Annotated in this window: 14 protein-coding genes; 7 read left to right on the plus strand and 7 right to left on the minus strand. The window is 72.7% G+C overall.

Features of this window, described 5'->3' with window-relative positions; all coding sequences use genetic code 11:
• The first annotated feature begins 112 nt into the window (after positions 1 to 112).
• Positions 113 to 394 (plus strand): Lrp/AsnC ligand binding domain-containing protein, encoded by a 282-nt coding sequence (locus tag G6556_RS11655; RefSeq protein ID WP_166941462.1) that lies wholly within the window; start codon positions 113 to 115, stop codon positions 392 to 394.
• Positions 395 to 527: 133 nt separating this feature from the next.
• Here G6556_RS11655 and trpD read toward each other — a convergent pair whose 3' ends face one another.
• Positions 528 to 1,580: an anthranilate phosphoribosyltransferase gene (gene trpD / locus G6556_RS11660; protein WP_166941464.1), complete on the minus strand. Its 1,053-nt coding sequence runs from the start codon at positions 1,578 to 1,580 to the stop codon at positions 528 to 530.
• A complete protein-coding gene (locus tag G6556_RS11665; protein ID WP_166941467.1) occupies positions 1,577 to 1,999 on the minus strand; it encodes a response regulator in 423 nt (140 codons plus the stop codon). The genes trpD and G6556_RS11665 overlap by 4 nt, the downstream gene beginning before the upstream one ends.
• Before the next feature lie 187 nt (positions 2,000 to 2,186).
• On the opposite strand from G6556_RS11665, the gene G6556_RS11670 reads away from it, so the two are divergent.
• The 5 genes from G6556_RS11670 to G6556_RS11690 all read left to right on the plus strand — a co-directional run bounded on the left by G6556_RS11670 (position 2,187) and on the right by G6556_RS11690 (position 7,408).
• Positions 2,187 to 2,834 carry a heme-copper oxidase subunit III gene (locus tag G6556_RS11670; protein WP_166941484.1) on the plus strand — a complete coding sequence of 216 codons (648 nt, stop codon included), beginning with the start codon at positions 2,187 to 2,189 and terminating at the stop codon, positions 2,832 to 2,834.
• A 64-nt stretch (positions 2,835 to 2,898) separates the two neighbouring features.
• Complete coding sequence (locus G6556_RS11675; RefSeq protein WP_166941469.1) at positions 2,899 to 3,702, plus strand: cytochrome c; 804 nt, start codon at positions 2,899 to 2,901, stop codon at positions 3,700 to 3,702.
• Positions 3,699 to 4,724: a Rieske 2Fe-2S domain-containing protein gene (locus G6556_RS11680; RefSeq protein ID WP_166941471.1), complete on the plus strand. Its 1,026-nt coding sequence runs from the start codon at positions 3,699 to 3,701 to the stop codon at positions 4,722 to 4,724. Before G6556_RS11675 ends, G6556_RS11680 begins: the two co-directional genes overlap by 4 nt.
• Complete coding sequence (locus tag G6556_RS11685; protein ID WP_166941473.1) at positions 4,721 to 6,472, plus strand: cytochrome bc complex cytochrome b subunit; 1,752 nt, start codon at positions 4,721 to 4,723, stop codon at positions 6,470 to 6,472. The genes G6556_RS11680 and G6556_RS11685 overlap by 4 nt, the downstream gene beginning before the upstream one ends.
• 306 nt (positions 6,473 to 6,778) lie before the next feature.
• Positions 6,779 to 7,408, plus strand: coding sequence for a superoxide dismutase (locus G6556_RS11690; RefSeq protein WP_166941475.1), 630 nt, complete (start codon positions 6,779 to 6,781; stop codon positions 7,406 to 7,408).
• Positions 7,409 to 7,806: 398 nt separating this feature from the next.
• Here G6556_RS11690 and G6556_RS11695 read toward each other — a convergent pair whose 3' ends face one another.
• The 3 genes from G6556_RS11695 to coxB all read right to left on the minus strand — a co-directional run bounded on the left by G6556_RS11695 (position 7,807) and on the right by coxB (position 10,981).
• A complete protein-coding gene (locus G6556_RS11695) occupies positions 7,807 to 8,205 on the minus strand; it encodes a cytochrome c oxidase subunit 4 (protein ID WP_166941486.1) in 399 nt (132 codons plus the stop codon).
• Positions 8,206 to 8,270: 65 nt separating this feature from the next.
• Complete coding sequence (gene ctaD, locus G6556_RS11700; protein ID WP_166941477.1) at positions 8,271 to 10,082, minus strand: cytochrome c oxidase subunit I; 1,812 nt, start codon at positions 10,080 to 10,082, stop codon at positions 8,271 to 8,273.
• A complete protein-coding gene (coxB, locus tag G6556_RS11705; RefSeq protein WP_346774852.1) occupies positions 10,082 to 10,981 on the minus strand; it encodes a cytochrome c oxidase subunit II in 900 nt (299 codons plus the stop codon). The genes ctaD and coxB overlap by 1 nt, the downstream gene beginning before the upstream one ends.
• A 215-nt stretch (positions 10,982 to 11,196) precedes the next feature.
• Between coxB and G6556_RS11710 the strand changes: the two genes are divergently transcribed.
• Entirely contained in the window at positions 11,197 to 12,411 is a 1,215-nt protein-coding gene (locus G6556_RS11710) for an aminotransferase class V-fold PLP-dependent enzyme (RefSeq protein WP_166941478.1), read from the plus strand.
• 123 nt (positions 12,412 to 12,534) lie between these two features.
• Here the strand turns inward: G6556_RS11710 and erpA are convergent, their stop codons facing one another.
• Positions 12,535 to 12,885, minus strand: a complete 351-nt coding sequence (gene erpA, locus G6556_RS11715; RefSeq protein WP_166941480.1) for an iron-sulfur cluster insertion protein ErpA — start codon at positions 12,883 to 12,885, stop codon at positions 12,535 to 12,537.
• A gap of 203 nt (positions 12,886 to 13,088) precedes the next feature.
• A partial coding sequence (locus G6556_RS11720; RefSeq protein ID WP_166941482.1) for a glycerate kinase occupies positions 13,089 to 13,552 on the minus strand: 464 nt, incomplete at its 5' end.

A 13,552-nucleotide genomic window follows, 5' to 3' on the forward strand; every position in this document is an offset into this window, starting at 1 on the left:
GTGCCCGGGCTCGGCCGCGCGTCCGACCTGCGCGCACCCGGTCGGGGCCGCGGCGCGACGCACGGGCCCGACGACCCCGCCGCGGGAGCCGCCGGCGCGGCATGATGGCGTCATGCTGACCGCCATCGTGCACATCGACACCGAAGCCGACCGCATCCCCGAGGCCGCCGCCGCCATCGCCAACATCCCCGGCGTGAGCGAGGTCTACTCCGTGACGGGCGGCGTCGACCTGATCGCCATGGTGCGCGTCCGCGTGCACGAGGAGCTGGCCGACATCATCGCGGACCGGGTCAGCAAGGTGGACGGCGTCGTCCGGACGCAGACCTTCATCGCGTTCCGCACGTACTCGCAGCACGACCTCGAGCAGGCCTTCGCCCTCGGCATCGAGGACTGACCGGCCCGCGCCGCCCGCCCGCTCGCGCTCGACGCCGAGCGCCCATCACACGTGTCGAGCGCCTACCCAGCGGGTAGGCGCTCGACACGTCGGGTAGGCGGTCGCGACGGACACGGCACGGCGCCGCCGCGGCTCAGGCCGAGGCCGCCGCCCAGCGCGCCAGCACGTCCGCCGCCGCGCCCGAGTCCACGGCCTGCGCCGCGTGCGACAGGCCCGCGCGCAGCCGCGCGACGAGGTCGCCGCCGTCGGCGCCGGTCCCGGGCAGGCTGCCGTCCGCGACGAGCGCGGCCGCGGCGTTGAGGAGCACGGTCTCCCGCGACGCCACCGCCTCGCCGGCGAGCACGGCCCGCGCCACGCCCGCGTTGAACGCCGCGTCGGCGCCGCGCAGGTCCCCGACGGTCACCGGCGCGAGCCCGAGGTCGGCGACCGGGTCGAGCGCGTGCTCGGTCACCGCGCCGCCGGTCACGTGCCAGATCCGCGACGTGCCGGTCGGCGCGAGCTCGTCGAGCCCGTCGTCGCCGCGGAACACCAGCGCCTCGGTGCCCCGGCGCGCCAGCACGCCCGCGACCAGCCCGGCCATCCGCGCGTCGGCGACGCCGATCGCGGCGGCGGCCGGCTGGGCCGGGTTGGTGAGCGGGCCGAGGAAGTTGAACACCGTCTTGATGCCGAGGTCCCGCCGCGCGACGGCGACGTGCCGCATCGCCGGGTGGAACGTCAGGGCGAAGCAGAACGTGATGCCGACCTCGGACGCGAGCTGCGCGACGCGCTCGGGGGTCTGGTCGAGCCGGATGCCGAGGGCCTCCAGCACGTCCGCCGACCCGGAGGACGACGACGCCGCCCGGTTGCCGTGCTTGACCACGCGGACGCCCGTGCCCGCGACGACGACGGAGGCCATGGTCGAGACGTTGACGGTGTGCGCGCGGTCGCCGCCGGTGCCGACGATGTCGACGGCGCGGCCCGGGACCTCGAACCGCAGCGCGTGCGCGAGCATCGTGTCGGCCAGCGCCGTGAGCTCGGCGACGGTCTCCCCCTTGGCGCGCAGCGCGGTGAGGAAGCCGGCGACGCGGGCGGGCGAGGCGGACCCGGACATGATCTCGTCCATGGCCCAGGCGGTCTGGGCCTCGTCGAGGTCCCGCCGCTCGACGAGCGTGGTGAGCAGGTCGGACCAGGTGACCTGCTCGGTCATGCCGCGGGGGTCCGGGCGAGCAGGCCCACGACGGCGTCGTGCAGCTCGACCGGGTCGAGGGGCTGGGAGACCACGCCGTCCGCGTCGGACCAGGCGGCGAGCCAGGCGTCCTGGGGCCGGCCGGTCAGCACGAGCACCGGCGGGCAGCGGAACACCTCGTCCTTGACCTGGCGCGCGAGGGCCATGCCGCCGACCTTGGCGGCCTCGCCGTCGAACACGAACAGGTCGTAGCCGCCGGCCTCCGCCTGCTCGAGCGCGGCCTGCGGCGTGGCGACCTCGGCCCACCGGATGTCCGGCTCGCCCCGGCCCAGCCGGCGGCCGACGCCGAGGCGCACCTGCGCGCGGGTGTCGACGTCGTCGCTGTAGAGCAGGATGCGCGGGCCCTCGGCGGGCGCGGCGGGGGTGGCGTCAGCGGCCATGGTCGTCCTTCGCTCGTGCGGGGGGACGTGTCGCGCGCGTCCCTGCCCTGCATCTTGGCACGACCGCCGACACGCCGGTCGCGACGCTCCGACCTGCCCGCGAACCCGCGGAACGAGGTGACGATGTGACAGAAACCTCGGCGACGTGCGGGGACTAAGGACCCACGCGCAGCCGCCATGAGCCATACTGACAGGCGTGACGACCGCAACGGCTGCCCCCGCCTCCGCTCCCCACGTGAGCGTCAACCGACCGAACCCCGTGTCGGTCGGGACGATCGTGTGGCTGGCCTCGGAGCTCATGTTCTTCGCCGGCCTGTTCGCCATGTACTTCACGCTCCGGGCGACGGTGACCGAGGAGTGGGCGGTCCAGACGGAGAAGCTGAACGTCACGTTCGCGGCGATCAACACGACGGTGCTGCTGCTGTCGTCGGTCACCTGCCAGATGGGCGTCTGGGCCGCCGAGCGGTTCCAGCCGGTCCGCTCCGGCTCGCTGCTCAACGTCCGCGGCTGGGGCATGAACGAGTGGATGACGCTCACCTACATCATGGGCGCGTTCTTCATCGGCGGTCAGGTCTTCGAGTACGCGGAGCTCGTGCACGAGGGCCTCACCATCTCGTCCAGCCCGTACGGCTCGGTGTTCTACCTGACCACCGGGTTCCACGGCCTGCACGTGGTCGGCGGCCTCATCGCCTTCCTGTTCCTGCTGGGCCGCTCGTTCACCTCGAAGCGGTTCGGCCACCACGAGGCGACCACCGCCATCGTGACCTCGTACTACTGGCACTTCGTCGACGTGGTCTGGATCGCGCTGTTCGCGACCATCTACCTCATCAAGTGACCAGCCCGCACCACCCGCTGTCCCCCCGTAGAGCCCCCCGCACGCCCGAGACGAGGATCCATCCGTGAAGGCACTCGCCGCCCGCAGGCACCACCGGTCAGCGCCGGTCGTGCTGCTCCTGCTGGCGCTGCTGCTGACCGGAGCGGTGTACGCGATCGCCCAGCCCGCCAGCGCCGACGCGGCGCAGGCTGCGGCCAGCGAGAGCGACGTCGCCGCCGGTCAGAAGCTGTTCCAGGCCAACTGCGCCACCTGCCACGGCGTCTCCGCCGAGGGCCGGGAGGCCGTCGACGGCGGCGCCGGCGGCCCGTCCCTCATCGGCGTGGGTGCCGCCGCGGTCGACTTCCAGGTCGGCACCGGCCGCATGCCCGCCCAGATGAACGGCGCGCAGATCCAGGCCAAGCCGGTCCAGTTCACGCAGGACGACATCAACAAGCTCGCGGCCTACGTCGCGTCCCTGGGTGCCGGCCCGGCGATCCCGACCGAGGAGCAGGTCGACCCGAGCAAGGGCGACGCGGCCAACGGCATGGCCCTGTTCCGCACGAACTGCGCCATGTGCCACAACGCGGTCGGCGCCGGTGGCGCGCTGTCCCAGGGCAAGTGGGCCCCCGCGCTCGACGACACGACGCCCACGCACATCTACGAGGCGATGCTGACCGGCCCGCAGTCCATGCCGGTGTTCAACGACGCCAACATCACCCCGGACGAGAAGCGCGACATCATCGCCTACCTCGACGAGCAGCGCGACGGCTCGCCCGGCGGCCTGTCCCTCGGCTCGCTCGGCCCGGTCTCCGAGGGCCTGTGGGCCTGGGTGGTCGGCATCGGCCTGCTGATCGGCGCCTCGGTCTGGATCGGAGCCAAGTCCTCGTGAGCACGCACCACGACCCCTCGACCGACCTGACGACCCGCGACGGCGCCCCGCTGCCGGAGCGGTTCGAGGACCCGGGCCTGCACGAGCACCGCGCCCGCGTGGGCGACACCGACCCGAAGGCGCAGAAGCGCGCCGAGCGGCAGGTCGTCGTCCTGTTCACGATCTCGATCCTCGGCACCATCGGCGCGATCGTCGCGTACGCCCTGGTGCCCCCGGGCGAGACCGTCGGCACCATGCGGCTGTCCAACCTGCTGCTCGGCCTGGGCCTGTTCCTCGGCCTGGCCGGCATCGGCCTCGCGGCCGTGCACTGGGCCAAGTCGCTCATGAACGACCACGAGCGCGCCGAGGACCGGCACCCGACCGCGTCGTCCGACGCCGTCCGCGTCAAGGCCGTCGAGGCCCTGCGCGAGGGCGCGAAGGACTCCTCGATCGGCCGCCGCGGCGTGCTCAAGGGCGCGATGGTGACCTCGCTCGCCCTGTTCCCGCTGGCGATCGCCGTGCCGCTGGTCGGCAACCTCGGCGGCGGCTGGGACGTCTCGCAGTCCAAGCGGACGATGTGGCGCCGCGGCACCCGCCTGACCATCGACCCGTCCGGCCGCCCGATCAAGGCGTCCGACGTGACGATCGGCTCCGCGTTCCACGTCATCCCCGAGGGCCTCGAGGAGGCGGAGCACCCGCTGAACGAGAAGGCCAAGGCCGTCGTGCTGATGGTCCGGATGGACCCGCGCGACATCAAGTCCGAGCAGGGCGAGGGCTGGAGCTACGACGGCATCCTCGCGTTCTCGAAGATCTGCACCCACGTCGGGTGCCCCGTCGCCCTCTACGAGCAGCAGACGCACCACATCCTGTGCCCGTGCCACCAGTCGACCTTCGACGCCGCCGACGGCGCCAAGGTGGTCTTCGGCCCCGCGCACCGCCCGCTGCCCCAGCTGCCGATCACCGTCGACGACGAGGGCTACCTCGTCGCCCAGGACGGCTTCGACTCCCCCATCGGCCCGTCCTTCTGGGAGCGCCTCACGTGAGCACCGTCGACTCTCCCCCGGCACCGCCGACGCGCACCACGCGCGCCGCGGCGGCGACCGCGGACTACCTGGACCAGCGCACCGGCGTCGGCAACGCCGTCAAGGAGTTCGCGCGCAAGATCTTCCCCGACCACTGGTCGTTCCTCCTGGGTGAGATCGCGCTCTACTCCTTCGTGGTGCTGCTCATCTCGGGCACGTTCCTCACCATGTTCTTCGTGCCCTCGATGACCGAGGTGCACTACCACGGCCCGTGGGCGGCCATGGACGGCGTGCAGATGTCCGAGGCGTTCGCCTCGACCCTGCGCCTGTCGTTCGAGGTCCGCGGCGGCCTGCTGATGCGCCAGATCCACCACTGGGCCGCGCTGATCTTCATGGCGTCGATCGTGACGCACATGATGCGCGTGTTCTTCACCGGCGCGTTCCGCAAGCCCCGTGAGCTCAACTGGCTCGTCGGCTTCACGCTGATGATCCTGGGCCTGCTGGCCGGCTTCTCCGGCTACTCGCTCCCCGACGACGTGCTGTCCGGCAACGGCCTGCGCATCGCCGACGGCGTGGCCCGTGCCATCCCGATCCTCGGGTCGTACATCTCGTTCGCGCTGTTCGGCGGCGAGTTCCCGGGCACCGAGCTGATCCCCCGGCTGTTCACGGTGCACATCCTGCTGATCCCGGCGCTGATCCTCGCGCTCATCGGCCTGCACCTGCTCATGGTCGTGCTGCACAAGCACACCCAGTACCCCGGCTCGGGCCGCACCGACAAGAACGTCGTCGGCTACCCGCTGTTCCCCGTGTACGTGGCCAAGGCCGGCGGCTTCTTCTTCGTGGTGTTCGCGGTCATCGCCCTCATGGCGGCGACCATGACCATCAACCCGGTGTGGAACTACGGCCCGTTCGACCCGGGCGTCGTGTCCGCGGGCGCGCAGCCCGACTGGTACATGCTGTTCCTCGAGGGCGGCCTGCGCCTGATGCCGGGCTGGGAGTTCGTCATCGGCGAGTACACCGTCTCGATGAACATCCTGGTCCCCGGCGTGATCATCCCGGGCATCCTGTTCACGACGCTCGCCCTGTGGCCGTTCATCGAGGCCTTCGCGACCGGCGACAAGCGCGAGCACCACGTGCTCGACCGCCCGCGCAACGCGCCGTTCCGCACCGCGTTCGGCGTCGCGTTCCTCACGGCGTTCATGGTGCTGGTCCTCGCGGGGTCGAACGACCTCATCGCGACGCACTTCCACCTGTCGATCAACGACATCACGTGGACGTTCCGGGTCCTGCTGTTCGTCGGCCCCGCGATCGCCTTCTGGATCACCAAGCGCATCTGCCTGTCGCTGCAGCGCAAGGACCGCGAGCTGGTCCTGCACGGCCACGAGACCGGCCGCATCGTCCGGTTCGCGTCCGGCGAGTACATCGAGGTGCACAAGCCCCTCGACGCGCACGAGCGGTGGCTGCGGGTGCAGCACGAGCCGCGTCGCCCGCTCGAGATCGAGCCGGCGGAGGACTCGCGCGGCGTCCGCCGCAAGGGCTACCGGATCGACGCGGCCCGGCGCCGGCTGTCGAAGGTCTTCTACGAGGACCGGGTCGAGCCCGTCACGCCGGCGGAGCTCGCCGCGGCCCAGTCGCACGGCGGCCACGACGCCCTGCCGCTCGCGCAGGAGGAGCGCCACGAGGAGCTGACGGCCGGTGCGTCCGGCAGCCGGCACCTGGCCCCCGAGCCCGAAGACACCGAGGGCACGCAGGGCACCCAGCGCCGCTGAAACCGGCGCTGACCTGGGGAATCATCCCGAGCGCCCGGTCGTTGCACCGGGTGGGCGAGACGATCTCCGCAAGGACGACCCCGCCCGGGTCGCACCGGCTCACCGCCGGAGCGGCCCGGGCGTCGTCGTCCCCGGAGACCGTCGGACCCGACGTGCCACCGAGCCGGTCCCCCGGCCCGGGAGGCCGGGGAGCACCCGGTCGTGGTACGACAGAGGAGGTGCGCCCGCCCCACGGCGGGGCGCACCTGCTGCGAAGACGCCTGCCGCGGCGAACCGACGCCGGGGCCTGAGCTCAGAGAGGCACTGATGGCTGACTACACCCTTCCGGACCTGCCCTACGACTACGCGGCGCTGGAGCCGCACATCTCCGGCCGCATCATGGAGCTGCACCACGACAAGCACCACGCGACGTACGTGGCCGGCGCCAACACGACGCTGGAGAAGCTGGCGGGGGCCCGGGAGTCCGGCGACTTCGCCGCCGTGGCCGGCCTGGAGAAGACCCTGGCCTTCAACCTCGGCGGCCACGTGAACCACTCGGTGTTCTGGGAGAACCTCTCCCCCGACGGCGGCGACAAGCCGGTCGGCGAGCTCGCCGCGGCGATCGACGAGTTCTTCGGCTCGTTCGACAAGTTCCAGGCGCACTTCACGGCCAACGCCACGTCCATCATGGGCTCCGGCTGGTCGATCCTGGCCTGGGACTCCCTGGGCGAGAAGCTCGTCATCGTGCAGCTGTACGACCAGCAGGGCAACATCCCGCTGGGCATCGTGCCGATCGTCGTGCTCGACATGTGGGAGCACGCGTTCTACCTCGACTACGTCAACGTCAAGGCGGACTACGTCAAGGCGTGGTGGAACATCGTGAACTGGGCGGACGCCGCCGAGCGTTTCACCCGCGCGCGCACCCAGACCTCGGGCCTCATCGTCCCGTCGCTCTGAGCCCGCGGGCGGCCGCCTGCGCGGCTCCCTGAGGCACGCCGAGGCCGGCCACCCCTCCCCTGGGGCGGCCGGCCTCTCGCGTCCCCGCAGACGCCGTCCTGCGCCCTCCGACCGGCCTGTAGATCCGCGCCACCACCCCGAGGCGACCCGACGCCGGCGCCCGCGCCCGCCCCTGGCCGCCGCGCGGGCCCAGCGCCCCGCGGCGGCCGCTCGGGGGACTCACGCGGGCTCCCAGGGAGGACCAGCGCGCCGAGATAGGGCCTGCACGCCGAGATAGGGCCGTCGCGGGTCCTATCTCGAACCGACGGCCCTATCTCGGCTGCAGCACGGGGCGGGCGGGGACGCAGCAGGGCCGGGTCCCCGTGGGGTACCCGGCCCTGCTGCGTGCGGTCAGCGCGTCAGTGCGCGTGCTGCCCGCGGGAGAACTCGAAGATCCAGCCGACGAGGCCGATGATGCCGAGCGCGACGCCGACGTACAGCAGCCACCAGCCGATGGCCATGCCGAGGAACACCAGCGCCCCGGCGAAGGCGATCGTGATCGGCCACCAGCTCCACGGGCTGAACACGCCCTGGTCGCCGGCGCCCTCCGCGATCAGCGCCTCCGGGTCGTCCTCCGGACGGGCGTCGATGCGGCGGGAGAGCAGCAGCAGGTAGCCGCCGATCATGCCGACCAGGCCGCCGACCAGCGGGATGCCGACGGTGCCGACGGGCTCGCCGCCGCTCCACCAGGCGTAGATCAGGCCGATCGGGATGAAGAACAGGATCCCGCCCAGGAACAGGTAGGGCTCGACCTTCATCGCGTGCTTCGGCCGGGTGCCGCTGCCCGTCTCCGACGGGCGCGCGCCGGGCTCGTGGACGCTGCTCACTTGCGGCCCTCCTCGTCGTCGTTGCGCGGGCGGTCGTCGACGATGGTCGCCGAGGACTGCTCCTCCTCGCCGCCGCCGTTCTCGACGCGGTCGCGGGCCACGCCCTGCTCACCGGTCCGCTCGGACTCCCAGTCGAAGAACCCGGGCTCGGGCTCGACGTGGTCCATGGCCGCCACCTCGGGGTGGTGCAGGTCGAACGCGGGGCGCTCGGACCGGATGCGCGGCAGCGACGTGAAGTTGTGCCGCGGCGGCGGGCAGGACGTCGCCCACTCGAGGGACTGGCCGTAGCCCCACGGGTCGTCGACGGTCACCTTCGGCGCACGGCGCCAGGTGATGTAGACGTTCCACAGGAACGGCAGCGTCGAGATCGCGAGGATCATCGAGCCGATCGTGGAGAGCTGGTTCATCCAGGTGAACCCGTCCTCCGGCGAGTAGTCCGCGTACCGGCGAGGCATGCCGACCACGCCCAGCCAGTGCTGGATGAGGAAGGTCATGTGGAAGCCGATGAACAGCAGCCAGAAGTGGACCTTGCCCAGGCGCTCGTTCAGCATGCGGCCGGTGAACTTGGGCCACCAGTAGTACATGCCGCCGAACATCATGAACACGACGGTGCCGAACACCACGTAGTGGAAGTGCGCGACCACGAAGTAGGTGTCGGAGACGTGGAAGTCGAGGGCCGGGCTGGACAGGATGATGCCCGTCAGGCCACCGAACAGGAACGTCGTCAGGAAGCCGATCGTCCACAGCATCGGCGTCTCGAACGTGAGCTTGCCGCGCCACATCGTGCCGATCCAGTTGAAGAACTTCACGCCCGTCGGCACCGCGATGAGCATCGTCATCAGCGAGAAGAACGGCAGCAGGACCGCGCCGGTCACGTACATGTGGTGCGCCCACACGGTGACGGACAGGGCGGCGATCGCGATCGTCGCGTAGACCAGGCCCTTGTAGCCGAACACCGGCTTGCGGCTGAACACCGGGAGGATCTCGGTCGCGATGCCGAAGAACGGCAGGGCGATGATGTAGACCTCGGGGTGCCCGAAGAACCAGAACAGGTGCTGCCAGAGGATGGCGCCGCCGTTCTCCGGGTTGAAGACCTGCGCGCCGAGGCGGCGGTCGGCACCCAGCGCGAACAGCGCGGCGGCCAGCGGCGGGAACGCCATCAGCACCAGCAGGCTCGTGATGAGCGTGTTCCAGGTGAAGATCGGCATCCGGAACATGGTCATGCCCGGCGCACGCATGGTGACGATCGTGGTGATGAAGTTGACCGCACCGAGGATCGTGCCGAAACCGGTCAGCGCGAGGCCGAAGACCCACAGGTCACCGCCGGCGCCCGGCGAGTACACGGAGTTCGACAGCGGGGCGTACGCGAACCAGCCGAACGACGCCGCGCCCTGCGGGGTCAGGAACCCGCCCGCGGCGATCAGTCCGCCGAACAGGTACAGCCAGTACGAGAAGGCGTTGAGCCGCGGGAAGGCGACGTCGGGGGCGCCGATCTGCAGCGGCATGATGATGTTCGCGAACGCCGAGAACAGCGGCGTCGCGAACAGCAGCAGCATGATCGTGCCGTGCATCGTGAAGAGCTGGTTGTACTGCTCCTTGCTCTGCACGACCTGGATGCCGGGCTCGAACAGCTCGGCGCGGATCAGCAGCGCCATGATGCCGCCGACCGCGAACCAGATGAACGCGGTGATCAGGTACAGGTACCCGATCGTCTTGTGGTCGGTCGACGTGACCCACTTGACGATCGTGCGGCCCAGGGTCTGGCGGCGGGGCGCGAGCCCCGGCACGACCTCGACGGTGGCGGCCATCAGTTCGCTCCCTCTTCGCCCTCGGCGTCGCCGCCACCCTCACCGGTGACACGCACGTCCTGCAGGCGGTTGTACTCGAGACCCAGCTGACCGTCCTGGCCGGCGTCCCGCAGCTCCTCGATGTGCGCGTCGTACTCCTCGCGCGACACGACCTTCACGTTGAACAGCATCGACGAGTGCTCCTCGCCGCAGAGCTCGGCGCACTTGCCGACGTACTCGCCCTCGACCTCCGGGACGACCTGGAACGTGTTGGTGCGCCCCGGGATCATGTCCTGCTTGTAGAGGAAGGCCGGCACCCAGAACGAGTGGATGACGTCGCGGGAGTCGAGCTCGAACTCGACCCGCTCGCCCACGGGCAGGTACAGGGTCGGCTGCTCCGCGAGGACACCGGTCGCGCCGACCTCCTGCGCGTGCTGGCCGGTGTCGTACACGTCGTCGTCGACGTAGTTGAAGTCCCAGCTCCACTGCTTGCCGATCACCTGCACGGTGAGGTCCGGCTCCGCGGAGGTGTCCTGGATCTCCGTCATGTCGCGCGCCGTGTAGTAGAACAGCACGCCGACCATGATGATCGGCAGGATCACGTACATGATCTCGAGCGGCACGTGGTACCGCAGCTGCACGGGCAGCTGGTCGTCGTCCTTGCGCTTCCGGTACACCGTGACGCACCAGAGGATCAGGCCCCAGACCAGGATGCCGACCAGCAGGGCGGCCACCCAGGAGCCGACCCAGAGGTTCGTGATCCGTCCGGTCTGGTTCGTGATCTCGTTGTCGGAGTCGCCGGGCATCCAGCCGCGCTGGGCCTCGGGCGAGCATCCGGCGAGCGCCAGGGCGACGGTCGTCGCGGCGCCCGCGACGGCCAGTCGGGTCCGCCAGGGGCGGCGGGGGGTCTGCGAGCGCACCGGGGGCCTTCCACTTCGGTCCCCGTCGTGCACGACACCGCACCGTGCGTCGCCCGACAGGGAAGTCACCTAGGACCTATGTCCTCGATCCCGTGCAGCGTAGCGCGCTGGTCGGCTTGTCGTGGCCTCAGAACCGCCCGTGGGCGCCAGTTGGTGACGCAGTGTCATCTGGATCACGTCCCTGACCGGCCTGCGCGGGCCGGTAGCGTGCCCGGGTGACCGACTCCCCCGCCGTCGCCCGCCGCGTCGTCCTGGACGCCGGCGGCCGGGCACCCGTGCTGCCCGCCGCGCGCGAGGCGTTCCTCGCCGCGCTGGACGAGGGCTGGGCCGACCCCCGGCGGCTGCACACCGAGGGGCGGCGCGCCCGGGCGCTGCTCGACGGGGCCCGCGAGGCGGTCGCGGCGCTCGTCGGCGCGCGGACCGAGGAGGTCGACCTCGCGCCGTCGCACACGGCCGCGCTGCACGGCGCGGTGCTGACCGTCGCGCGGGGCCGGCGCCGGGTCGGGTCGGCGGTCGTGGCGTCGGCGGTCGAGCGCCGGGCGGTGCTGGACGCCGCGGCGGCGGTGGGCGCGTCCGGCGCGTCCGGCGCGTCGGGCGCGTCGCGCGTGCCGGACCCGAGCCTCGCCGGGCTCGTCGCCGTGCCCGTCGACCGCTCCGGCCGCCTCGACCTCGCGGCGTTCGCGGACGCGGTCGCGCGCCCGGGCGTGGCGCTGGCCGCCGTGCAGCACGCGAACGGCGAGGTCGGGACGCTCCAGCCGGTCGCCGAGGCGCACGCCGCCGCGCGCGCCGCGGGCGTGCCGCTGCTGGTCGACGCCGGGTCCTCGTTCGGCCACGCGCCGGTCGGGGCCGACTGGGACGTGCTGACGCTGGACCCCGGTGACGTCGGGGCGCTCCCGGGGGTCGCCGTGCTCGTGACCCGCGCCGGGGTGCGCCGCTCCCCCGTGCCGCCCGCCGGCGCCGGCGACGAGAACCGGTGGTTCCCAGGCGGCGTCTCCGTGCCCGCGGCGCTGGCCGCCGCGGTCGCCCTGCAGGCCGCCGCCGCCCGGGCCGCCGCCGGCCCGGACCCGCGGCACGCGCTGGTCGCGCGGCTGCGGGCGCGGGTGGCGGCGGAGGTGCCCGAGGTCGACGTCGCGGGGCCCGCCGACGGCCGGCTGCCGCACGTGCTGACGTTCTCCTGCCTCTACGTCGACGGCGAGGCCGTGGTGACCGCCCTGGACCGCGCCGGGTTCGCCGTGGCGTCGGGGTCCGCCTGCACGTCGGCGACCGAGGAGCCCAGCCACGTGCTCGCCGCGATGGGTGCGCTGACGCAGGGGAACGTCCGGCTGTCCCTGCCCGTCGGCACGACCGCGGCGGACGTCGACCGGTTCTGCGACGCGCTGCCGGGCGTCGTCGCCGCCCTCCGCCGGGACGCCGGCCTCACCGACCTCTGACGCCGGCCCGGTCAGCCTCGAGTGGATCCACTCGGCCACCGCCGATGCCCCGCCGGCCCCCGGCACGCACGAGGGCCCCGGACCGTGGCGGTCCGAGGCCCTCGTGGCGTCAGGCGGTGCGGGTCAGCTGAAGGAGCCGCCGCAGGCGCAGGACGAGCCCGCGTTGGGATTGTCGATCGTGAAGCCCTGCTTCTCGATGGTGTCCGCGAAGTCGATGGTCGCGCCCTCGAGGTACGGCACGCTCATCCGGTCCACGACGACCTCGACGCCGTCGAAGTCGACCAGCGCGTCGCCGTCGAGCACGCGCTCGTCGAAGTAGAGCTGGTAGATGAGGCCCGAGCAGCCGCCCGGCTGCACCGCGATGCGCAGGCGCAGGTCGTCGCGCCCCTCCTGCTCGAGCAGGCTGCGCACCTTGCCGGCCGCGATGTCGGTGAGCTGGACGCCGTGCGTCGCGGTCTCGGTGGTCTCGCTCATGGTGTCTCCTGACGGTGTCTCGGATCGGTCGCGGGCGCGCGCCCGTGCGTGCGCCGCGGGACGGTCACGTCGAGCACAACCGGGCTCCCGCGTGATCTGTTCCCAATGTACGCCCGCCCGGGCCGCGCGCCCCGGGACGCGCACAGGACCTGCACGGCGCGTCACCCGCGCCCGGGCACCCGCTCCCGGGCGCAGGCCCGGCGTCAGCGGGACCAGGTGCGGGCGATCCGGGGCAGGCGGGCGCGCAGGGCGGCCGCCGGGTCGCGGCGCCAGGCGCCGGCGTCCTCGGGGCGCTCGACGACGCCGAAGCCCGCCGCCAGGCCCGCGGCGCCCCAGTCGCGCCGGCCGGTGCGCAGGTGGGCCGCGACCGCGACCGCGGGCACGCCCAGCGGCAGCGCCGCCCGCGCGACGGCCCCGACGACGCCGTGGTCCAGCGCCGTGCCGTCGAGGACCGCCGTGCCGGTGAGCACGAGGTCGGCGTCCGCCGCCCGGCCGGCCAGGTCCACCGCGTCGGCGACCCAGGACGCGCCGTCGACCAGCCGCGCGCCGAGCAGCCCCAGCGCGAACGCCGCGCCGCCACCCGCGCCGGAGCCCGGGGCCAGCGCCGCCCGGGACCCGGGGGGCCGAGCACCCGCGGCCGCCGGGGCGCGGGCACCCAGGAGGTCCC

The organism is Cellulomonas sp. IC4_254 (genome assembly GCF_011603975.1).
Taxonomy (GTDB): domain Bacteria; phylum Actinomycetota; class Actinomycetes; order Actinomycetales; family Cellulomonadaceae; genus Cellulomonas.